23 protein-coding genes and 1 pseudogene are annotated in these 20,799 nt (G+C 74.4%); 5 read left to right on the top strand and 19 right to left on the bottom strand.

Going from position 1 to position 20,799, the window contains the following annotated elements:
- Positions 1 to 42: 42 nt before the first annotated feature.
- The 4 genes from ACZ6S8_RS06980 to ACZ6S8_RS06965 are packed head-to-tail and all read left to right on the top strand — an operon-like array spanning position 43 to position 4,503.
- The gene (locus tag ACZ6S8_RS06980; RefSeq protein ID WP_469453588.1) at positions 43 to 1,473 is read left to right on the top strand and encodes an ADP-ribosylglycohydrolase family protein; all 1,431 of its coding nucleotides are present in this window, start codon (positions 43 to 45) and stop codon (positions 1,471 to 1,473) included.
- Complete coding sequence (gene rbsK, locus ACZ6S8_RS06975) at positions 1,470 to 2,459, top strand: ribokinase (RefSeq protein WP_469453199.1); 990 nt, start codon at positions 1,470 to 1,472, stop codon at positions 2,457 to 2,459. The genes ACZ6S8_RS06980 and rbsK overlap by 4 nt, the downstream gene beginning before the upstream one ends.
- The gene (locus ACZ6S8_RS06970; RefSeq protein ID WP_469453197.1) at positions 2,456 to 3,691 is read left to right on the top strand and encodes a CaiB/BaiF CoA transferase family protein; all 1,236 of its coding nucleotides are present in this window, start codon (positions 2,456 to 2,458) and stop codon (positions 3,689 to 3,691) included. The genes rbsK and ACZ6S8_RS06970 overlap by 4 nt, the downstream gene beginning before the upstream one ends.
- Entirely contained in the window at positions 3,688 to 4,503 is an 816-nt protein-coding gene (locus ACZ6S8_RS06965; RefSeq protein WP_469453195.1) for an HpcH/HpaI aldolase/citrate lyase family protein, read from the top strand. The genes ACZ6S8_RS06970 and ACZ6S8_RS06965 overlap by 4 nt, the downstream gene beginning before the upstream one ends.
- A gap of 298 nt (positions 4,504 to 4,801) precedes the next feature.
- Here the strand turns inward: ACZ6S8_RS06965 and lgt are convergent, their stop codons facing one another.
- The 11 genes and pseudogenes from lgt to hisI form a co-directional block, all read right to left on the bottom strand.
- The gene (gene lgt / locus ACZ6S8_RS06960; protein ID WP_469453194.1) at positions 4,802 to 5,926 is read right to left on the bottom strand and encodes a prolipoprotein diacylglyceryl transferase; all 1,125 of its coding nucleotides are present in this window, start codon (positions 5,924 to 5,926) and stop codon (positions 4,802 to 4,804) included.
- A 297-nt stretch (positions 5,927 to 6,223) separates the two neighbouring features.
- Positions 6,224 to 7,015 (bottom strand): annotated as a pseudogene (locus ACZ6S8_RS06955) (DsbA family protein); the annotation flags it as partial.
- Between the two features lie 94 nt (positions 7,016 to 7,109).
- On the bottom strand, positions 7,110 to 7,949 hold the full coding sequence (trpA, locus tag ACZ6S8_RS06950; protein ID WP_469453192.1) for a tryptophan synthase subunit alpha: 840 nt from the start codon (positions 7,947 to 7,949) through the stop codon (positions 7,110 to 7,112).
- Entirely contained in the window at positions 7,946 to 9,217 is a 1,272-nt protein-coding gene (trpB, locus tag ACZ6S8_RS06945) for a tryptophan synthase subunit beta (RefSeq protein ID WP_469453190.1), read from the bottom strand. The genes trpA and trpB overlap by 4 nt, the downstream gene beginning before the upstream one ends.
- A gap of 195 nt (positions 9,218 to 9,412) precedes the next feature.
- Positions 9,413 to 9,625, bottom strand: a complete 213-nt coding sequence (gene trpM / locus ACZ6S8_RS06940; protein WP_469453188.1) for a tryptophan biosynthesis modulator TrpM — start codon at positions 9,623 to 9,625, stop codon at positions 9,413 to 9,415.
- 8 nt (positions 9,626 to 9,633) lie between these two features.
- Entirely contained in the window at positions 9,634 to 10,443 is an 810-nt protein-coding gene (gene trpC / locus ACZ6S8_RS06935) for an indole-3-glycerol phosphate synthase TrpC (RefSeq protein WP_351280289.1), read from the bottom strand.
- Positions 10,444 to 10,614: 171 nt separating this feature from the next.
- Positions 10,615 to 11,130, bottom strand: coding sequence for a DUF2752 domain-containing protein (locus ACZ6S8_RS06930; RefSeq protein WP_469453586.1), 516 nt, complete (start codon positions 11,128 to 11,130; stop codon positions 10,615 to 10,617).
- Between the two features lie 109 nt (positions 11,131 to 11,239).
- Positions 11,240 to 11,491, bottom strand: coding sequence for an HGxxPAAW family protein (locus ACZ6S8_RS06925; protein WP_469453186.1), 252 nt, complete (start codon positions 11,489 to 11,491; stop codon positions 11,240 to 11,242).
- A 79-nt stretch (positions 11,492 to 11,570) separates the two neighbouring features.
- Complete coding sequence (locus ACZ6S8_RS06920) at positions 11,571 to 12,260, bottom strand: TIGR02234 family membrane protein (RefSeq protein WP_469453184.1); 690 nt, start codon at positions 12,258 to 12,260, stop codon at positions 11,571 to 11,573.
- Positions 12,261 to 12,274: 14 nt separating this feature from the next.
- Positions 12,275 to 13,765, bottom strand: coding sequence for an anthranilate synthase component I (locus tag ACZ6S8_RS06915; protein ID WP_469453182.1), 1,491 nt, complete (start codon positions 13,763 to 13,765; stop codon positions 12,275 to 12,277).
- Positions 13,766 to 13,777: 12 nt separating this feature from the next.
- On the bottom strand, positions 13,778 to 14,155 hold the full coding sequence (gene hisI / locus ACZ6S8_RS06910) for a phosphoribosyl-AMP cyclohydrolase (protein WP_383923983.1): 378 nt from the start codon (positions 14,153 to 14,155) through the stop codon (positions 13,778 to 13,780).
- A gap of 92 nt (positions 14,156 to 14,247) precedes the next feature.
- Here hisI and ACZ6S8_RS06905 point away from each other — a divergent pair, with 92 nt between their 5' ends.
- Positions 14,248 to 14,880, top strand: coding sequence for a TIGR03085 family metal-binding protein (locus tag ACZ6S8_RS06905; RefSeq protein ID WP_469453180.1), 633 nt, complete (start codon positions 14,248 to 14,250; stop codon positions 14,878 to 14,880).
- Between the two features lie 58 nt (positions 14,881 to 14,938).
- Here ACZ6S8_RS06905 and hisF read toward each other — a convergent pair whose 3' ends face one another.
- The 8 genes from hisF to hisD are packed head-to-tail and all read right to left on the bottom strand — an operon-like array spanning position 14,939 to position 20,745.
- Positions 14,939 to 15,694: an imidazole glycerol phosphate synthase subunit HisF gene (gene hisF, locus ACZ6S8_RS06900; protein WP_469453178.1), complete on the bottom strand. Its 756-nt coding sequence runs from the start codon at positions 15,692 to 15,694 to the stop codon at positions 14,939 to 14,941.
- On the bottom strand, positions 15,691 to 16,152 hold the full coding sequence (locus tag ACZ6S8_RS06895) for a RidA family protein (protein WP_469453175.1): 462 nt from the start codon (positions 16,150 to 16,152) through the stop codon (positions 15,691 to 15,693). Before ACZ6S8_RS06895 ends, hisF begins: the two co-directional genes overlap by 4 nt.
- Complete coding sequence (gene priA, locus ACZ6S8_RS06890; RefSeq protein WP_469453173.1) at positions 16,149 to 16,886, bottom strand: bifunctional 1-(5-phosphoribosyl)-5-((5-phosphoribosylamino)methylideneamino)imidazole-4-carboxamide isomerase/phosphoribosylanthranilate isomerase PriA; 738 nt, start codon at positions 16,884 to 16,886, stop codon at positions 16,149 to 16,151. Before priA ends, ACZ6S8_RS06895 begins: the two co-directional genes overlap by 4 nt.
- The gene (hisH, locus tag ACZ6S8_RS06885) at positions 16,886 to 17,536 is read right to left on the bottom strand and encodes an imidazole glycerol phosphate synthase subunit HisH (protein ID WP_469453171.1); all 651 of its coding nucleotides are present in this window, start codon (positions 17,534 to 17,536) and stop codon (positions 16,886 to 16,888) included. The genes priA and hisH overlap by 1 nt, the downstream gene beginning before the upstream one ends.
- Positions 17,533 to 17,700 carry a hypothetical protein gene (locus ACZ6S8_RS06880; protein WP_267720948.1) on the bottom strand — a complete coding sequence of 56 codons (168 nt, stop codon included), beginning with the start codon at positions 17,698 to 17,700 and terminating at the stop codon, positions 17,533 to 17,535. Before ACZ6S8_RS06880 ends, hisH begins: the two co-directional genes overlap by 4 nt.
- A 2-nt stretch (positions 17,701 to 17,702) precedes the next feature.
- Entirely contained in the window at positions 17,703 to 18,296 is a 594-nt protein-coding gene (hisB, locus tag ACZ6S8_RS06875) for an imidazoleglycerol-phosphate dehydratase HisB (protein WP_150520026.1), read from the bottom strand.
- Positions 18,293 to 19,408: a histidinol-phosphate transaminase gene (locus ACZ6S8_RS06870; RefSeq protein WP_469453168.1), complete on the bottom strand. Its 1,116-nt coding sequence runs from the start codon at positions 19,406 to 19,408 to the stop codon at positions 18,293 to 18,295. Before ACZ6S8_RS06870 ends, hisB begins: the two co-directional genes overlap by 4 nt.
- The gene (gene hisD / locus ACZ6S8_RS06865; protein ID WP_469453166.1) at positions 19,405 to 20,745 is read right to left on the bottom strand and encodes a histidinol dehydrogenase; all 1,341 of its coding nucleotides are present in this window, start codon (positions 20,743 to 20,745) and stop codon (positions 19,405 to 19,407) included. The genes ACZ6S8_RS06870 and hisD overlap by 4 nt, the downstream gene beginning before the upstream one ends.
- Between the last annotated feature and the right edge of the window lie 54 nt (positions 20,746 to 20,799).

Here is a 20,799-nt window from a genome sequence, read left to right as displayed (position 1 = left end):
GGCGCCCCGGCCCCCCACCGGGCCCCGCCCGCCGAGCAGGGCCTGCGGGTCACCTGGGCGCAGCCCGAGGACCTCGTCGGGCACGAGCTCCGGCAGGCGGACGAGGACGGCCGGGACGCCGGGCCCGCCCGCCGGGCCTGGCTGGCGGCCGGCGGGCATCCCGCGCCCGAGCGGGCCGGCGCCTCCCCCGGCCCGGCCGACCCGCGGCTCCGCGCCCTCGCCGCCCGGCTGCTGGACGAACTCGCCCTGCTGCCCTCACCGTTGGCCGCCGACGAGCCCGCGTCCTGGGAGGCGGTCCGCGCCACCTGGCCGACCGCCGCCCCGGCCCCGGCCCCGCACCGCACACCGGGCCCGGCCGCGCCGGGCCCCGCCGTACCGGAACCCGCCGTACCGGAACCGGCTCCCGCCGCCGATCCCCGCCTCACGGCCCGGCTGGAAGCCGCCTGGCTGGGGCGGGCCGCCGGGTGCCTGCTCGGCAAGCCCGTCGAGAAGCTGCCCCTGGCCGCCGTCCGGGCGCTGGCCCGCGCCGCCGGGAACTGGCCGCTGAACGACTGGTTCACCGCCCGCGGCGTCCCCCCGGAGCTGCTGGCCGCCCACCCGTGGAACCGGCGCTCGGCCCCGACCTCCCTCGCCGAGAACATCGACGGCATGCCCGAGGACGACGACCTCAACTACCCCCTCCTCGGCCTGCTCCTGCTCCGGCGGCACGGCAAGCGGTTCACCACCGCCGACGTCGCCCGCCTCTGGCTCGACGAACTGCCCGCCGGACGGACCTTCACCGCCGAGCGGGTCGCCTACCGCAACCTCCTCCTCGGGCTGGAGCCGCCCGCCACCGCCGCCCACCACAATCCGTTCCGCGAGTGGATCGGCGCCCTCATCCGCGCCGACGTCCACGGCTGGACCCACCCCGGCGACCCGGCCGCCGCCGCGGCCCAGGCGTACCGCGACGCCACCCTGACCCACACCGGCAACGGCGTGTACGCCGCGCTGCTCGTCGCCGCCGCCACCGCCGAGGCCGCCACCGGCGACGCGGACGTCCACGGCGCGCTGCGGGCCGGGCTGGCGGTCGTACCGCCGCGCTCGCGCCTCGCCGAAGCCGTCCGGTTCGCGATCGCCTCGGCCGCCGCGGAGCCGGACTTCGACCGCGTCGTCGACGCCCTGCACGCGCGCTACGGTCACTACCACTGGGTCCACGCCGTCCCCAACACCGCCCTGATCGCGGCCGCCCTCACCCACGCCGACGGGGACTTCACCCGCTCCGTCTGCCGCGCCGTCTCGGGCGGCTGGGACACCGACTCCAACGGGGCCACGGCCGGGGCCCTCGCGGGGCTGCTCGCCGGTTCGCCGGACGCCCTCCCGGAGCGCTGGACCGCCCCGCTGAAGAACCGCCTGTCCACCACCGTCCCCGGCTTCGACGGCACCGGCTTCGACACCCTCGCCCACCTCACCGCACAGGAGGCAGCCCGCTCATGACGGCCATCGCCGTGCTCGGCAGTACGAACATGGACCTCGTCGCCTACGTCCCCAAGGCCCCCCGCCTCGGGGAGACCGTCACCGGCACCGCCTTCCGCACCGTGCCCGGCGGCAAGGGCGCCAACCAGGCCGTCGCGGCGGCCCGCCTCGGCGGGACGGTGGTGATGATCGGGGCGGTCGGGGCCGACGAGTTCGGCGTACGGCTGCGCTCCGCGCTCGCGGCGGCCGGGGTCGGGACGGCCGGCCTGCGCACGGTCGAGGGGGCCAGCGGCACCGCGCACATCACCGTGGACGACGAGGGCGGCAACAGCATCGTCGTCATCCCCGGGGCCAACGCCCGCGTCACCGGGCTGGAAGCGGGCGACGACAGCCGCATCGCCGCCGCCGGCGCCCTGCTCCTCCAGCTCGAACTTCCCCTGGAGGCCGTCCTCGCCGGAGCCCTCGCCGCCCGCGCGCACGGGGTCCGCACGGTCCTGACCCCGGCCCCGGCCCGGCCGCTGCCGGCCGGACTCCTGGCCGCGACCGACCTCCTGGTCCCCAACGAGCACGAGGCGGCCTCCCTCACCGGGCTCACCGACCCGCACCGGGCCGCCGCCGCCCTGCTGGACGAGGTACCGGAGGTGGTCGTCACGCTGGGGGCGGCCGGGGTCCTGTACGCCGCGCGCGGCCGCGCCCCGCTCACCGTGCCCGCGCCCCGGGTCCGGGCCGTGGACACCACCGCGGCCGGGGACACGTTCGTCGGCGCCCTCGCGGTGGCCCTCGGCGAGGGCCGCCCGATGCCGGACGCGCTGCGCTGGGCCTCGGCCGCGGCCGCGCTCTCCGTCCAGCGGCCCGGAGCCCAGGACTCGATGCCCACCCGGGCGGAGGCGGACGCCGCCGGCGCGTCCGGCGCCCCGCCCGAGCCCGGCGCCGCGCCCCCGCCCCCGCCCGCCGGCGGAACCCCGGCCGGCTCCGGACCCGCCGGCGGCTCCGGAGCCGCCTCGTGACCCCCTCCGGCGCGGTGGCCCCCGGCCCCGGCCCCGCGGTGCCCGCCCCGGGTCCCCTGCAAGGGCTCCGCGTCCTCGACCTCGCCACCCTCTTCGCCGGGCCCCTCGCCGCCACCCTGCTGGGCGACTTCGGCGCCGAGGTCGTCAAGGTCGAGCACCCCGGACGGCCCGACCCCTCCCGGGGCCACGGCCCCTCCAAGGACGGGGTCGGCCTGTGGTGGAAGCTGCTGGGCCGCAACAAGCGGACCATGACCCTCGACCTGTCCACCCCCGGCGGCCGGGACGTCCTGCTGCGCCTCGCCGCCACCGCGGACGTCGTCGTCGAGAACTTCCGCCCCGGCACCCTGGAGAAGTGGGGCCTGGGCTGGGCCGAGCTGTCGGCCGTCAACCCGCGGCTGGTGCTGGCCCGCGTCACGGCGTTCGGCCAGCACGGGCCGTACGCCCACCGCCCGGGCTTCGGCACCCTCGCCGAGGCGATGAGCGGCTTCGCCGCGATCACCGGGGAGCCGGACGGGCCGCCGACCCTGCCGCCCTTCGGCCTGGCGGACTCGATCGCCGCGCTGACCACCGCGTACGCCGTGATGACCGCGCTCGCCGGACGCGACCGCACCGGAGCCGGGCAGGTCGTGGACCTGGCCATCATCGAGCCGATCCTCACCGTGCTGGGCCCGCACCCCCTCTGGTACGACCAGCTCGGCTACGTGCAGCCCCGCACCGGCAACCGCTCCACGAACAACGCGCCCCGCAACACCTACCGCAGCCTCGACGGGCGCTGGCTCGCGGTCTCCACCTCCGCCCAGTCCATCGCCGAGCGCGTGGTGCGCCTGGTCGGCCGGCCCGAGCTGATCGACGAGCCGTGGTTCGCGACGGGTTCCGGCCGGGCCGCCCACGCCGCCGTCCTGGACGATGCCGTCGGCGGCTGGATCGCCCGGCACAAGGCGGACGAGGTCCTGGCCGCCTTCGAGGACGCCCAGGCGGCGGTCGCGCGGGTCTACGACGTACGGGACGTGATGGAGGACCCGCAGTACGCGGCCCTGGACACCGTCACCGAGGTCGAGGACCCCGAACTCGGCCCGATCCGGATGCAGAACGTCCTCTTCCGGCTCTCCGGGACCCCGGGCGGCATCCGCTGGGCCGGCCGCCCCCACGGCGCGGACACCGAGGAGGTCCTCGCGGAGCTCGGCCTGACCGGGGCCGAGATCGGCGCGCTGCGGACGGAGGGGGCCCTGTGATCCTGACCTGGCTCTACGCACCGGGCGACCGTCCGGCGGTGGTGGCCAAGGCCCTGGCCTGCGGGGCGGACGCCGTCATCGTGGACCTGGAGGACGCCGTACCGGTCTCCCGCAAGGAGTACGCCCGCTCCGCCACCGCCGAACTCCTCGGCGAGCGGCCCCCGGTCCCCGTCCACGTGCGCGTCAACCCCCTCGACTCCCCGTGGGGCGGCGCCGACCTCGCCGCGCTGGCGGGGCTGCACGGACTCGCCGGCCTGCGGCTGCCCAAGATCAGCTCCCCGGAGCAGATCACCACCGCCGCCGACCGCACCGGCGGCGTCGGCCTGCACGCCCTCCTGGAGTCGGCGCTCGGCGTGGAGCGCGCGTACGAGATCGCCCGCGCCCACCCCTCCCTGCGCGGCCTCTCGCTGGGCGAGGCGGACCTGCGGGCCGACCTCGCCGTCAGCGCCGAGTCGGGGCTGGACTGGTGCCGGTCCCGGGTGGTGGTGGCGGCGCGGGCCGCGGGTCTCTCGCCCCCGGCCCAGTCGGTGTTCCCCGACATCCGGGACCTGGAGGCGCTGGCCGCCTCCTGCGCCCGCGGCCGGACCCTGGGCTTCCTCGGCCGGGCCGCCATCCACCCCCGCCAGCTGCCGGTGATCGAGCGGGCCTACGTCCCCGCGGCCGAGGAGGTCACCGCCGCCGAGGAGGTGCTCGGCGCCGCCCGCGCCACCCCGGGGGCGCTGGCCCTGCCCGACGGCAGGTTCGTGGACCCGGCGGTGGTGGCCGCGGCCCACCGCACCCTGGCCCTGTCCCGCCGCGCGGCCACGCGGTGACGCCGGGGGCCGGTGCGCGCCGGCCCCGGGAACGCGGGAGGGGGGGGGGCCGGGGGGGGGGGGGCCCCCCCCGCCCGGGGGGGGGGGGGCGGGGGGGGCGGGGGGGCGCCGGGGGCGGGGGGGGGGGGGCGGCCCCGGGCGGGGGGGGGGGGGCGGCGGGGGGGGCCCGCGCCCCCCCCCCCCCGGGCCCGGCCCCCCCGCGGGCCCCCGGGGGGCCGCGGGGGGCGGGGGGGGGCGGGCCCGGGGGGGGCGGGGGGGGCGCGGGGCGGGGCGCGGCGCCCCTCCCGGAACGTTCCGGTCAGGCCTTTCCGGCCTCCGGGGCAGCGCCCTCGGCCGGCTTCGCCTTCCGCAGGTCCGCCGTGACGGCGCCCTTGGGTTCGGCAGCGGCCCCGGCCGCCGCGGCGTCCGCGGGCTCCGCCTTCGTCAGGACGGACGCCTTGGACTCCGCTGCCGCCTCCGGCGCGGCGCCGTCGGCCGGCTTCGCGCCGGGTGCGGCCCCGCCCTGGGCGGTGCCGTCCTCGTTCGCGTCCTTCGCGGTGTCCGGGGCTCCGGCCGCGTCGTCGGCGTCACCGCCGGTCCCGGCCTTGTCCTCGTCCTTCGCCGCGCCGGGGGTCTCCGGCTCGACGATCTCCTCGCGGCCCGGCCGCAGCCTGGCCGACAGCACCAGGTAGACCACGGCCAGGACGAAGACGACGATCGACGTCCAGACGTTCAGCCGCAGGCCCAGGATGTGGTGCGCCTCGTCGACCCGCATGTACTCGATCCAGCCGCGGCCCACGCAGTACGCGGCGACGTACAGCGCGAACGCCCGCCCGTGGCCGAGCGTGAAGCGGCGGTCGGCCCAGATCACCAGCACGGCGACGCCGACGCACCAGAGCGACTCGTACAGGAACGTCGGGTGGTAGGTCCCGGCGACGCGGTTCGCGCCCTCGCTGATCTCCACCGCCCACGGCAGGTCGGTGGCCCGGCCGTACAGCTCCTGGTTGAACCAGTTGCCCCAGCGCCCGCAGGCCTGGGCCAGCGCGATGCCCGGGGCCAGGGCGTCCGCCCAGGCCGGCAGCGGGATCCCGCGCAGCCGGCAGCCGATCCAGGCACCCACCGCGCCGAGCGCGATGGCACCCCAGATGCCGAGGCCGCCTTCCCAGATCTTGAAGGCGTCGACCCAGTTGCGGCCCTCGCCGAAGTACAGCTGGTAGTCGGTGATCACGTGGTAGAGGCGACCGCCGACCAGCCCGAACGGCACCGCCCACACGGCGATGTCCGCGACCGTCCCCGGCTTGCCGCCTCTGGCGACCCACCGCTTGTTGCCGAGCCAGACGGCGACGAAGACGCCGACGATGATGCAGAACGCGTAGCCGCGCAGCGGGATCGGTCCGAGATGGATCACGCCGGTCGACGGGCTGGGGATGTAAGCAATGTCCATGGCAGAGCTGACGCTACCCTGCCGGGTGGTGCGGACCGCAACCACCCGGCAAGCCGAAACCAAATCCACACACGGCCCGGGGGTCGCTCAGTCCCCGGAGGTACCGCTCGACGTCCCCTTCGGGGACCCGGTGGACGAGCCGGCGGACGGACCGTCCGCACCGCCCTTCGAGGGCGTCCGCGACCCGCCGCCCGAAGGCGTGGCCGACGGCGAGGCCTTCGTACCGGCGCCCGCACCGCTGCCGGTGCCACCGCCGCTGCCGGAGGACGCCTCCGCCGACGGCGTGGCCTTGCCCGCGCCCTTCGCGGAGGCCTCGACCTTCTCCTTGAGCTTCTGCGGGGTCAGCGGGTTCGCCTGGTCGGCGAAGATGTCCTTGCCGTCCAGGAGCACGGTCGGGGTCCCCCGGAACTTGCCCGCCCGGAAGGCGTCCTGCGACTTGGCCACCCAGCTGTTGTGGGTGCCCTCCTCCACGCAGGCCCGGAACGCGGGGGTGTCCAGACCCTCCACCTTGCCCGCCAGCTCCAGCAGCCTGGCGTTCTTGCCGAAGGCGTCGTCGACCTCCTCCGGCTGGTTCTGGAAGAGCACGTCGTGGTAGGCGGAGAACTTGCCGGCGTCCTGCGCGCAGGCCGCGGCGTTGGCCGACTTCAGCGAGCCGCTGCCGCCCATGTTCCCGTCGATGAGCGTGACGATGTGGTAATCGACCTTGAGCAGGCCCTTGGCCTCCAGCTCGTGGACCGTGTCGCGGTACTGGTCCTCGAAGCTCTTGCAGGCGGGACAGCGGAAGTCCTCCCACACGGTGAGGGTGGACTTCGCCTCGGCCTTGCCCGTCTGGACGGCGAGCGCGTCCTTGCCGGTGGCCCCCGAGGGGGCGACCACCGGGCCCGCCTTGTCGGCGCCGCTCTTGCCGGTGTTGGCCGCGATCAGGCCGACGACGGCGGCCAGGCCGAGGACGCCCACCACCGCCGCCGACACGACGAGGGTCCGCCGGCGCTTGTCCCGGGCCTTCTCCCGCTGGCGCTCCTCCTGGAGTCGCTCCCGGGCCGATCGTTTCGTCGCATCGCGGTTCGCACCGTCGTTCTTCTCGCTCACGTTCCGCCAAACGAAGCAGGGAGGCACTCGCGTGCCTCCCTGCCCCCACTTCCACCCGATCGGGCTACAGAACCCGTTCGGAAACCGCTCCGCGTCAGCTCCTGCGTACGCCTTCCGCAAGCTCGGCCGCAAGCGCGCGCACCCCGGCCAGCCCGGCCGGCAGATCCGGGGCGTCCAGCAGCAGCTTCACGAAGGCCGAGCCGACGATGACGCCGTCGGCGAAGGCGGCGACCTGCTTGGCCTGGACGGCGTTGGAGACGCCCAGCCCGACGCAGACCGGCAGGTCGGTGGTGGCGCGGGTGCGGGTCACCAGTTCCTGGGCCTGGTTGCCGACCGATTCGCGGGTGCCGGTGACCCCCATGAGGGACGCGGCGTAGACGAAGCCGGAACCGGCCGCGGTGATGGTGGCCAGCCGCGCGTCCTTGCTGCTGGGGGCCACGACGAAGACGGTCGCCAGACCGTGCTTCTCCGCGTGCTCCCGCCACAGGGCGGACTCCTGGACCGGCAGGTCGGGCAGGATGCAGCCGGCGCCGCCCGCCGCGGCGAGCTCGGCCGTGAACCGCTCGACGCCGTAGCGGTCGATGGGGTTCCAGTACGTCATGACCAGGACCGGGGCGCCGGTGGCCGCGTGGGCCTCCCGCACGGTCCGCATCACGTCCGCGATCTTCACGCCGCCGCGCAGGGCGATGTCGTCGGCGGTCTGGATGACCGGGCCGTCCAGGACCGGGTCGCTGTGCGGGAGGCCGATCTCGACGATGTCGGCGCCGCCCGCGATGACGGCCTTGACGGCCTCGATGCCGCCGTCGACCGTGGGGAAGCCCGCCGGGAGGTAGGCGACCAGGGCGGCCCGGTCCTCGGCCTTCGCCTTGGCCAGGGTCGCGCTCAGCAGGTCGATGGTGCCGGTACCCGTTCCGGCCGGGGTGGTGGCGCTCACTTGTCGTCCCCTTCGGAGAACTCGTTCTCGGCGACTTCCCCGTCGGCGTCGTACAGCCCGAAGTAGCGGGCGGCGGTGTCCATGTCCTTGTCGCCGCGGCCGGACAGGTTGACCACGATCAGCCCCTCCGGGCCCAGCTCCCGGCCCAGCTCCAGGGCGCCGGCCAGCGCGTGCGCCGACTCGATGGCCGGGATGATGCCCTCGGTGCGGGACAGCAGCCGCAGGGCCTGCATGGCGGCGTCGTCGGTGACCGCGCGGTACTCGCCGCGGCCGGAGTCCTTGAGGTAGGAGTGCTCCGGACCGATGCCCGGGTAGTCCAGGCCGGCCGAGATGGAGTACGGCTCGGTGATCTGGCCCTCCTCGTCCTGGAGGACGTACGAGCGGGAGCCGTGCAGGATCCCGGGCTCGCCCGCGGTCAGCGTGGCCGCGTGCTCGCCGGTCTCGACGCCGTGTCCCGCGGGCTCGAAGCCGACCAGGCGGACGTCCGCGTCCGGGATGAAGGCGTGGAAGAGGCCGATGGCGTTGGACCCGCCGCCGACGCAGGCCGCGACGGCGTCGGGCAGCCGTCCCGCGCGCTCCAGGATCTGGCGGCGGGCCTCGACGCCGATGACGCGGTGGAAGTCGCGCACCATGGCCGGGAAGGGGTGCGGGCCGGCGACCGTGCCGAACAGGTAGTGGGTCTGGTCCACGTTCGCGACCCAGTCCCGGAACGCCTCGTTGATGGCGTCCTTCAGGGTCCGGGAACCGGACTTCACCGCGATGACCTCGGCGCCCAGCATCCGCATGCGGGCCACGTTCAGGGCCTGGCGCTGCGTGTCGATCTCGCCCATGTAGATGGTGCAGTCGAGGCCGAAGAGGGCGCAGGCGGTGGCGGTGGCCACGCCGTGCTGGCCGGCGCCGGTCTCGGCGATGACGCGGGTCTTGCCCATGCGCTTGGTGAGCAGCGCCTGGCCCAGCACGTTGTTGATCTTGTGCGAGCCGGTGTGGTTGAGGTCCTCGCGCTTGAGGAAGATGCGCGCGTTGCCCGCGTGCTCCGCGAAGCGGGGCACCTCGGTGAGGGCGCTGGGCCGGCCGGTGTAGTGGACCATGAGCTCGTTGAGCTCGGCCGCGAAGGCCGGGTCCCCCTTGGCCTTCTCGTACTCGACGGCGACCTCGTCCACGGCGGCGACGAGCGCCTCCGGGATGAACTTGCCGCCGAAGGCACCGAAGTAACCCTCGGCGTCGGGGACGTGACCCTCCGGGTCCGGAATGAAGAACTCGCTGGACATGTCCAGTGCTCCTACGGGGATGCGAGATGCGGCGGGGTGCTCTTCACCGTATTGCGCCGCCCGCCCGTGACGCTCAAACCCCGCTGGGGCGTGGCGTGCGTACGGTACGGAGCGGCCCGTGCCCGGAGCCGGCGGCTCGGGGGCACAGGGCCGTACGGGGACCGCGCGCGGCACTCGCCGCGCGGCGATCCTCGTCTACGGCGCGCTGGGGCGCCGCCATCGCATGCCGTTGACCTGACCGGGCTCGGAGCCGATCACGTACCGGACCCGCCGCCCGTGCACCCGCCGTGCCGGGGCGCGGCAGCCGCGGGGGCGGCAGCCGCGCGCCAGCGGCGCGTGCGCCGTCGGCACCGCGGCCCGGCCGCGGGGGCCGGGTCGGGTGCGGACGGAGGGGCGGTCGTGGGTCACGGGACGGGTCAGCTCCGCCCGTGACGCAGTGCGGGGTGAGCGCCGGCGGCGACGAGGTCGGCCACGGCCGACTTCGGGTCGCGGCCGGTGACCAGGGACTCCCCGACCAGGACGGCGTCGGCGCCCTCGTTGGCGTAGGCGATCAGGTCGTGCGGCCCGCGGATGCCGGATTCGGCGATCTTCACGATGTGGGCCGGGATCTCCTGGACGACGCGCTCGAAGACGGAGCGGTCGACCTTGAGGTCCTTGAGGTTGCGGGCGTTGACACCGATGATCTTGGCACCGGCGGCGACCGCGCGCTCCACTTCCTCCTCGTCGTGGACCTCGACGAGCGGGGTGAGGCCGATGGACTCGGCCCGCTCGATGAGGGAGACGAGGGCCTCCTGCTCCAGGGCCGCGACGATCAGCAGCGCGAGGTCGGCGCCGTAGGCACGGGCCTCCCAGAGCTGGTACGCCGTGACGATGAAGTCCTTGCGCAGGATCGGGATGTCCACGCGCGCGCGGACGGCCTCCAGGTCGGCGAGGGAGCCACCGAAGCGGCGCTGCTCGGTGAGGACGGAGATGACCGCCGCACCGCCCGCCTCGTAGTCGGCGGCGAGCCCTGCCGGATCGGCGATCGCGGCCAGCGCGCCCTTGGACGGGCTGGAACGCTTGACCTCGCAGATCACCTTGACGCTGTCACCGCGCAGTGCGGCGACGCCGTCCTTGGCCTGGGGCGCCTTGGCGGCACGCTCCTTGAGCTCGTCGAGGCTGACGCGGGACTGCCGTTCGGCAAGGTCTTCGCGGACCCCTTCGATGATCTCGTCGAGCACACTCACGCGAGCGGCCCCCTTCCGGGTCGATGACGGTCGGCCGCCTTGCAGACACGTTCCACAGCAAGGTCGACACTCAAATGGTATCCGCAGGACGCCTCGGCTCGGCACCCGGTTGACGCCGTCCCAGTAACTGGACATTCGGAATGCCGGCTTCATTTGCCCTGCGTACGGGCCTCAGGGGGCCAGGGCGGAACCGAGGGAAAGGTTCCGGACCACGGCGAAAACCAGTGCCGCGGTACCCAGACCCCACCAGTGCAGCGGCTTCAGCACCGGCGTCGGGACGGGCCCGCCGCGCACGGCGCGAACCAGCCACAGGGCCAGGAATCCCGCGAACGCGAAGTAGCCGACGACGGCGAGGGCATTTGCCCCGAAAGCTGTGATCAGATCGCCGTGGGCGAACGCGTGCGCGCTGCGCAGGCCCCCGCAGCCGGGGCACAGCACTCCGGTCAGCCGGAAGAGCGGGCAGACCGGGTAGTGCCCGGGCTCGTTCGGGTCGACGGCGCCCACGTAGGCGAAGGCGCCGACGGCCGCGGCCAGGGTGAGCACGGGGGCGGCCGACCGGCGGGCCGCGGAGGCCCGTGCGCGGGGAGCGGGCGCCGTGGGCGCGGGATCCCGGGGAGCCGGGCCGGCGGGCCCGGGTCCCTCCGCGGGCGGAGCGGACGGCGGGGGCACGGGGGGTACGCGCGCCACCGGCGGCGGCCCGGCTTCGGGGGTGCGAGAGGCGTCCACCCGCTGATTCTCTCCGCTCACGACAAAAGGCGCAGCCCGACGGGGCCGCGCCTTTCGGATGCGCCGGAACTCAGACCTTGGCCGGGACCTTGGACGCGGCGATGACCTCGGCGAGGTCGCGGTGGGTGGCCTTCGGCGCACCCATGCCCGCGGCCTTCATCCCCATGCCCACGACACCGCCGAGGACGACGACGACGAGGCCGGCCCAGAAGCCGAGCGGGTTCGCCAGCACCATGAAGGCACCGGAGATGCAGAAGCCGATGAAGGCGATCATTACACCGGTCCAGGCGGCCGGGGTGTGTCCGTGGCTAGTGCCCGCCATGAGTTGCTCCTCGTTGCTCTGTCGCACGTGCTGTGTCGAACGCTCGGGGTCATTGTCCCGCACCGCGCGCGGGGATCGTTCAGCGGGTCGGGTCCTCGCCGCGGTCCAGAGCCTTCCACAGATCCTCGGGCCGGTCCGGGTCAATCGCCGCGGCCCTGCGGGTTCGGGGGCTGCCGTCACGCTCGTAGCGGCCCCCCATCGAGGGCCAGCTCCGGCCGAAGCGCAGCGCCAGCAGGCCGGCGGCCAGGATCAGCACCGCGCCGACGGCCGTGACGTACGGCCACGCCGTGTGGGTCAGGCCCGCCACGTGCGCGGCGGTGTCCGCGGTCGTACGGGCCGCCTGGGCGTCCAGGGCCTGGCGGCCGTCGGCTCCGAGGACGGCCGCCAGGGCCGCGCCCAGGCCGCTGAGCGCGAGCAGGCCGGAGACCAGGAGACGGCTGCGGCCGCGCACGGCGAACACGGCGACCAGGGCGGCGAGGCCCACGATGGCCAGGGCGGCGGGCAGGCCGGTGACGTCCCGCCCGTCGGCCGTCAGCGGCAGCGCGTCGGCGCCGATCGCCGCGGTGCCCCGGGCCCAGGTCCGGCCGGAGGCCAGCAGGACGACGGTGGCGCCGAGGGCGCCGAGCAGCAGGGCGGCGGCCACGCTGCGGCGGCCGCCCCCGCTGTCGGCGGGGGCGTGGCCGGCGGGGGCGCCGGCGGCTTCGGGGCCGTCGGCGCTCTCGGCGGCGGAATCGTTTCGGGGCGGGGGTACGGCACTCACGCACCCCACTATCCCCTACGCCCTCAGGAGCCGTGGAGGCGGTTCGCCGCTCCCACCGCGCGGAGCACGGCGGCCGCCTTGTTGCGGCATTCCGCGTCCTCCAGCTCGGGCACCGAGTCGGCGACGACCCCGGCGCCCGCCTGGACGTACGCCGTCCCGTCGCGCAGCAGCGCGGTGCGGATGGCGATGGCCGTGTCGGAGTCGCCGGCGAAGTCGAGGTAGCCGACGCAGCCGCCGTACAGGCCGCGCCGGGAGGGCTCCAGCTCCTCGATGATCTGCATGGCCCGGGGCTTCGGCGCGCCCGAGAGGGTGCCGGCCGGGAAGCAGGCCGTGAGCACGTCGAAGGCCGTCTTGCCCTCGGCGACGCGGCCGGTGACCGTGGACACGATGTGCATGACGTGCGAGTACCGCTCGACGGACATGAAGTCGACGACCTCGACGGATCCCGGCTCGCAGACCCGGCCGAGGTCGTTGCGGCCGAGGTCGACGAGCATGAGGTGCTCGGCGCGCTCCTTGGGGTCGGCCATCAGCTCCTCGGCGAGGTCGTGGTCCTCCTGCGGGGTGGCCCCGCGGTGGCGGGTGCCGGCGATGGGGTGGACCATGGCCCGGCCGTCCTCGACCTTGACCAGCGCCTCGGGGCTGGAGCCGACGACGTCGAAGCCGTTCTCGAAGCGGAAGAGGTACATGTACGGGGACGGGTTGGTGGCCCGCAGCACACGGTAGACGTCCAGCGCCGAGGCGTGGCAGGGGGTCTCGAACCGCTGCGAGGGCACCACCTGGAAGGCCTCGCCGGAGCGGATGCGCTCCTTGATGTCCTCGACGGCTGCCTGGTACTTCTCGCCGCCCCACAGCGCCGAGTACTCCGGCAGCTCGGAGGCGGGCAGCGGGGCGGGCGTGTAGGGGGCCGGGCGCGAGAGGTCGGCCTCCATCGCGTCGAGGCGGGCCACCGCGTCGGCGTACGCCTCGTCCACGCCGGAGTCGAGGGCGTTGTGGTTGATGGCGTTCGCGATGAGCTGGACGGTGCCGTCCCAGTGGTCCAGGACCGCCAGGTCGGAGGTGAGCAGCATCGTCAGCTCGGGCAGCTCCAGGTCGTCCCGGGTGTGCTCCCCGATGCGCTCCAGGCGGCGCACGATGTCGTAGCCGAGGTAGCCGACCATGCCGCCGGTGAAGGGCGGTGTGCCGCCGGCGAGGTCGCGGGGGGTGTGCAGGGCCTCGACCGTGGCGCGCAGCGCGTCGAGCGGGTCGCCGCCGGTGGGCACGCCGACGGGCGGGGTGCCGATCCAGTGGGCCTCGCCGTCGCGGACGGTCAGGGTCGCGTCGCTGCGGACGCCGACGAAGGAGTAGCGGGACCAGGAGCGGCCGTTCTCGGCGGACTCCAGCAGGAAGGTCCCCGGGCGTTCGGCGGCGAGCTTGCGGTAGAGCCCGACGGGGGTGTCCCCGTCGGCCAGCAGCTTGCGGCTCACGGAGATGACGCGGCGGTCGGCCGCGAGCTTGCGGAACGTCTCAAGATCCATGGCGGTGCGAACCTACCTGTTCTCGGCTGCGGCGATCGGAAGGACGTCGGCGTCGAAGCAGGTGCGGGTGCCGGTGTGGCAGGCGGCTCCGACCTGGTCGACCTTGACGAGCACGGTGTCGGCGTCGCAGTCGAGGGCGACGGATTTCACGTGCTGGAAGTGGCCGGAAGTATCCCCCTTGACCCAGTACTCCTGGCGGCTGCGGGACCAGTACGTGCAGCGGCCGGTGGTCAGGGTGCGGTGCAGGGCCTCGTCGTCCATCCAGCCGAGCATGAGCACCTCACCGGTGTCGTACTGCTGGGCGATGGCCGGTACCAGGCCGTCGGCGGAGCGCTTGAGGCGCGCGGCGATGGCGGGGTCGAGGTTGCCGGGGCGGGGGGACGTAACCATGCGGCCATTGTGCCGGGCGGCGGGCCGCGGTACGGATCACCGTCCGCCTGATGGGCGGGCACAAGGCGGGTTCCGGCCGTAGGCTGGCCCGCATGTCTACCCATGCGAAGCGCGAACGCCTCTTGCTGGCGGACCTGTTGGAGGCGGCCGGGCCCCAGGCGCCGACCCTGTGCGAAGGCTGGACGTGCCGGGACCTCGCGGCGCACGTGGTGGTCCGCGAGCGGCGGCCGGACGCGGCGGGCGGGCTGCTGCTGAACGCGCTGAAGGCCCGGCTGGACAGGACGATGGACGAGTACCGGGCCAAACCGTTCGAGGAGCTCGTCCAGCTGATCCGGACCGGGCCGCCGAAGTTCTCCGTGTACGCGCTGAAGCAGATCGACGAGGCGGCGAACGCGGTGGAGTTCTACGTGCACGCCGAGGACGTCCGGCGGGCGCAGCCCGACTGGTCGCCGCGGGAGCTGGACCCGGTGTTCTCGGACTCCCTGTGGTCCCGGCTGGAGAAGCTGGCCCGCCTGGCGGGGCGGCGCTCGCCGGTGGGCCTGGTCCTGCGGCGGCCCGACGGCCGGACGGCGGTGGCGCGCAAGGGCGTGCCGGTGGTGACGGTGACGGGCGAGCCGGGCGAGCTGACGCTGTTCTGCTTCGGCCGCCAGGGCTCCGCCGCGGTGACCCTGGACGGGGACAAGACGGCGGTCGCGGAACTGACCGTGGCGGAACTGGGCCTGTGACGACCGGTGGCCCCGCCGGTCGGGCGGGGCCACCGGGGCCGGGCGGGTGGCGGGACGGTCAGCGGACCGGGTGGCCCGCTTCGCGCAGGGCCGTCTTGACCTCGGAGATCCGCAGGTCTCCGAAGTGGAACACCGACGCGGCGAGCACCGCGTCCGCGCCCGCCTCGATCGCCGGGGGGAAGTGCGCGAGGCTGCCCGCGCCGCCGGAGGCGATCACCGGTACGGTCACGTGCCGGCGTACGGCGGCGATCATCTCGGTGTCGTAGCCGTCCTTGGTGCCGTCCGCGTCCATCGAGTTCAGCAGGATCTCCCCGGCGCCCAGTTCGGCGGCCCGGTGGGCCCACTCGACGGCGTCCATGCCGGTGCCCTTGCGGCCGCCGTGGGTGGTGACCTCGAAGGAGCCCGTGGCGGTGCGGCGGGCGTCGACGGACAGGACGAGGACCTGCCGGCCGAAGCGCTCCGCGATCTCCTGGATGAGCTCGGGGCGGGCGATGGCGGCGGTGTTCACGCCGACCTTGTCCGCGCCGGCCCGCAGCAGTTTGTCGACGTCGTCCGCGGTCCGGACGCCGCCGCCCACGGTCAGCGGGATGAAGACCTGCTCGGCGGTGCGGCGCACCACGTCGTAGGTGGTCTCGCGGTTGCCGGAGGACGCGGTGATGTCGAGGAAGGTCAGCTCGTCGGCGCCCTCGGCGTCGTACAGCTTGGCCATCTCCACCGGGTCGCCGGCGTCGCGCAGGTTCTGGAAGTTGACGCCCTTGACGACCCGGCCGTTGTCCACGTCCAGGCAGGGGATCACGCGTACGGCGAGGGTCATGCCGACGCCTCCCCGGACCCGGTCGCGGCGCCGGCACCGGTCGCGGCGCCGGCACCGGTCGCGGCGCCGGCACCGGTCGGGACCGGGCCGAAGGCCTCGACCTCCACCTCGACGACCATGCCCGGGTCGACGAACCCGGACACGATGATCATCGAGGCGGCGGGCCGGACGGAGTCGAACAGCTCCTTGTGGGCGCGGCCGACCTCCTCCACGTCGCGGGCGTGGGTGAGGTACAGGCGGGTGCGGACCACGTGCTCGGGGCCGAGTCCGGCCTGGGCGAGCGCCTTGAAGGCGACGCCGAAGGCGCCGACCGTCTGGTCGTACGGGCCGCCGGCGTCGGCCGCGGTGCAGCCGGAGACCAGGACCAGGCCGTTCGGGAGCTGGACGGCGCGGGAGTAGCCGATGACGTCCTCGTAGGCGCCGCCGGAGGAGATGCGGCGTACGGCGTCGGAGCTCATGCGGAGACCACCTTCAGGGCTTCTTCCAGGGTGAAGGCCTTGGCGTACAGGGCCTTGCCGACGATCGCGCCCTCGACGCCCAGCGGGACCAGCGCGGAGAGGGCCCGCAGGTCGTCCAGGGAGGAGATGCCGCCGGAGGCCACGACGGGCCGGTCGGTGGCGGCGCAGACGTTCTTCAGCAGCTCCAGGTTGGGGCCGGTGAGCGTGCCGTCCTTGCCGATGTCGGTGACGACGTAGCGGGCGCAGCCCTCGGAGTCCAGGCGGGCGAGGGTCTCGTACAGGTCGCCGCCCTCGCTGGTCCAGCCGCGGCCCTTGAGGGTGGTGCCGCGGACGTCGAGGCCGACGGCGATGCGGTCGCCGTGGTCGGCGATGGCCTTGGCGGCCCACTCGGGGGTCTCCAGGGCCGCGGTGCCGAGGTTGACGCGGGTGCAGCCGGTGGCGAGGGCCGCGGCGAGCGAGGCGTCGTCGCGGATGCCGCCGGACAGCTCGACCTTGATGTCCATCGCGCCGGTGATCTCGGCGACCAGGGCGCGGTTGTCACCGGTGCCGAAGGCCGCGTCGAGGTCGACGAGGTGGAGCCATTCGGCGCCGGAGGCCTGCCAGGCCAGGGCCGCCTCCAGCGGGGAGCCGTACGAGGTCTCGCTGCCGGAGACGCCGTGCACGAGGCGGACGGCCTGTCCGTCGCGGACGTCGACCGCGGGGAGGAGTTCCAGCTTCGCTGAGGACACGGGCATCAGAGGGTCTCGATCCAGTTGGTGAGGAGCTGGGCTCCGGCGTCGCCGGACTTCTCGGGGTGGAACTGCGTGGCCCACAGGGCCCCGTTCTCCACCGCCGCGACGAAGGGCTCGCCGTGGGTGGCCCAGGTGACGCGGGGGGCGCGGATGGCCGGGTTGGTGACCTCCAGGCTCCACTCGCGCGCCGCGTAGGAGTGCACGAAGTAGAAGCGGGCGTCGGCGTCCAGGCCGGCGAAGGCCTGGCTGTCGGCCGGGGCCTCGACGGTGTTCCAGCCCATGTGGGGGACGATCGGGGCCTTCAGCGGGCCGACCGTGCCGGGCCACTCGTCGAGGCCCTCGGTCTCGACGCCGTGCTCGATGCCGCGCTCGAAGAGGATCTGCATGCCGACGCAGATGCCCATGACCGGGCGGCCGCCGGAGAGCCGGCGGCCGATGATCCAGTCTCCGCGGGCGTCCTTGAGGCCCTTCATGCAGGCGGAGAAGGCGCCGACGCCGGGGACGAGGAGCCCGTCGGCGTCCATCGCCCGGTCGTAGTCGCGGGTGATCTCCACGTCCGCGCCGACGCGCGCGAGGGCGCGCTCGGCGGAGCGGACGTTGCCGAAGCCGTAGTCGAAGACGACGACCTTCTTGGTGGGTCCGGCAGTGCTCATTCCCAGATCCCCTGAATGCGCAGGACTCCGGCGGCGAGGCACATCGCGGAGCTGATGGCGAGCAGGATGATGACCGACTTGGGCATCTTCTGCTTCTGGAAGGAGTAGACGCCGCCGGCCAGGAAGAGGCCGAGGACGATCAGGATGGTGTTGAGGCCGTTCACGGCTAGAGGGCGCCCTTCGTGGAGGGCAGGATGCCGGCCGCGCGCGGGTCGAACTCGGCGGCGTAGCGCAGGGCGCGGGCGAGCGCCTTGAACTGGCACTCCACGATGTGGTGGGCGTTGCGGCCGTACGGGACGTGGATGTGCAGGGCGATCTGGGCCTGCGCGACGAAGGACTCGAAGATGTGCCGGGTCATCGTCGTGTCGTACGCGCCGATCATCGGCGCCATGTTCTCGGGCTCGGTGTGCACGAGGTACGGGCGGCCGGACAGGTCGACGGTCACCTGGGCGAGGGACTCGTCGAGCGGCACGGTGCAGTTGCCGAAGCGGTAGATGCCGACCTTGTCGCCGAGGGCCTGCCTGAAGGCGGCGCCGAGGGCGAGGGCGCTGTCCTCGATGGTGTGGTGGCTGTCGATGTGCAGGTCGCCCTCGGTCTTGACCGTGAGGTCGAAGAGGCCGTGGCGGCCGAGCTGGTCGAGCATGTGGTCGTAGAAGCCCACGCCCGTCGAGACGTCGACCTTGCCGGTTCCGTCGAGGTTTATCTCGACGACGACCGAGGTCTCCTTCGTGGTGCGCTCGACCCGTCCGATGCGGCTCATGCCTGCTGCTCCTTCTTCAGTGCGCGAACCGCTTCCAGGAACGCGTCGTTCTCGGCCGGGGTGCCGGCGGTGACCCGCAGCCAGCCCGGCACGCCGTTGTCCCGGACCAGGACGCCCCGGTCGAGGATCTTCTGCCATGCGGTGTGGGAGTCCGGGAACCTGCCGAACTGGATGAAGTTCGCGTCGGACTCGGTGACCTCGTAGCCGATGCCGCGCAGTTCGGTGACGAGCCGGTCGCGCTCGGCCTTGAGCTGCTCGACGTAGCCGAGCAGGGTGTCGGTGTGCTCCAGGGCGGCCAGGGCGGTCGCCTGGGTGACGGCCGACAGGTGGTACGGCAGGCGCACCAGCTGGACGGCGTCCACGACGGCGGGGTGCGCGGCCAGGTAGCCCAGGCGCAGTCCGGCGGCGCCGAAGGCCTTGGACATGGTCCGGGAGACCACGAGGTTCGGCCGGCCCTCGATGAGGGGCAGCAGCGAGTCCCGGTGGCTGAACTCCACGTACGCCTCGTCCACGATCACGATCGAGGGCTTGGCGGCCTGGGCGGCCTCGTAGAGGGCCAGGACCGTCTCCGCCTCCACCGCGGTGCCCGTGGGGTTGTTGGGCGAGGTGATGAAGACGACGTCGGGGGCGTGCTCGGCGACGGCCCGCTCCGCGGCCTCCACGTCGAGGCGGAAGTCCTCCCGGCGCGGGCCCGAGATCCAGCCGGTGCCGGTGCCGCGGGCGATCAGCGCGTGCATCGAGTACGAGGGCTCGAAACCGATCGCGGTGCGGCCGGGCCCGCCGAAGGTCTGCAGCAGCTGCTGGAGGACCTCGTTGGAGCCGTTGGCGGCCCACACGTTCTCCCGGGCGACCGGGTGCTTGCCGGTGCGCGTGAGGTAGGCGGCCAGCTCGGTGCGCAGCTCGACGGCGTCCCGGTCGGGGTAGCGGTTGAGCGTCCGGGCGGCGTCGGCGACGCGCTCGGCGATCCGCGCGACGAGCTCCTCGGGGAGGCCGTACGGGTTCTCGTTGGTGTTGAGCTGGACGGGAACGTCGAGCTGCGGGGCGCCGTACGGGGTCTTGCCGCGCAGCTCGTCGCGGACGGGGAGGTCGTCGATGCCGAGGTCGGCGCTCACTGCTGGGGGACCTTCCACCCGAAGCGCGCCTTCAGGGCGGCGCCGTGCGCGGGCAGGTCCTCGGCCTCGGCGAGGGCCACCACGTGGTGGGTGACCTCGGCGAGGGCGTCGCGCGTGTAGTCGACGATGTGGACGCCGCGCAGGAAGGACTGCACGGACAGTCCGGAGGAGTGGCAGGCGCAGCCGGCGGTGGGCAGCACGTGGTTCGATCCGGCGCAGTAGTCGCCGAGGGAGACGGGGGACCAGGCCCCCACGAAGATCGCGCCGGCGTTGCGGACGCGGGCGGCCCACGCGGCGGCGTCGGCGGTCTGGATCTCCAGGTGCTCGGCGCCGTACGCGTCGACGACCTTGAGGCCGTCCTCCAGGCTGTCGACCAGCACGATCGCGGACTGGCGGCCGGCGAGCGCCGGCTTGATCCGGTCCTCGACGTGCTTGGAGGCGGCGACCTGCGGCTCCAGTTCCTTCTCGACCGCCGCGGCGAGGTCCTCGGAGTCGGTGACGAGGACGGCGGCGGCCAGCGGGTCGTGCTCGGCCTGGCTGATCAGGTCGGCGGCGACGTGCACGGGGTCGGCCGTGGAGTCGGCGAGGACGGCGATCTCGGTCGGTCCGGCCTCGGTGTCGATGCCGATGCGGCCGGTGAAGTAGCGCTTGGCGGCGGCGACCCAGATGTTGCCGGGGCCGGTCACCATGTTGACCGGGGGGCAGTCCTCCGTGCCGTACGCGAACATCGCGACGGCCACGGCGCCGCCCACGGCGTACACCTCGTCCACGCCGAGCAGGGCGCACGCGGCGAGGATCGTCGGGTGCGGCAGGCCCCCGAAGGGGTCCCCGTCGAAGGCGGGCTTCTGGGGCGGGGACGCGAGCGCGATCGACGCGACGCCCGCCTCCTGCGCCGGGACGACGTTCATGACGACGGAGGAGGGGTAGACCGAGCGGCCGCCCGGGGCGTACAGCCCCACGCGCTCCACCGGAATCCACTTCTCGGTCACGGTTCCGCCGGGGACCACCTGGGTGGTGTGCTCGGTGCGGCGCTGGGCGCGGTGCACGATCCGGGCGCGCCGGATCGACTCCTCCAGGGCGGCGCGGACGGCCGGGTCCAGCTGCTCCAGGGCGGCGGCGAGGGCCCGGGCGGGTACCCGGACCTGCGAGAGCTCGACCCCGTCGAACTTCTGCGCGTACTCGATGAGCGCCGCCGTGCCGCGATGATGGACGTCCTCGCAGATGGGCCGCACCTTCTCCAGGGCGGCTTCCACGTCGAACTCGGCACGGGGCAGCAGATCGCGCAGGGCGCCCCCCTCGGGGAGGGAGTCGCCGCGCAGGTCGATACGAGAGATCACCCCCCAATTCTCTCAGACCGCCCAGCGGCACCGTTCGCCTGTATCACTGGCTGA

Source organism: Streptomyces sp. NPDC048461, assembly GCF_055587105.1.
The sequence above is the reverse complement of the archived record's forward strand: the minus strand, read 5'-3'. Positions and strand labels throughout refer to the sequence as shown.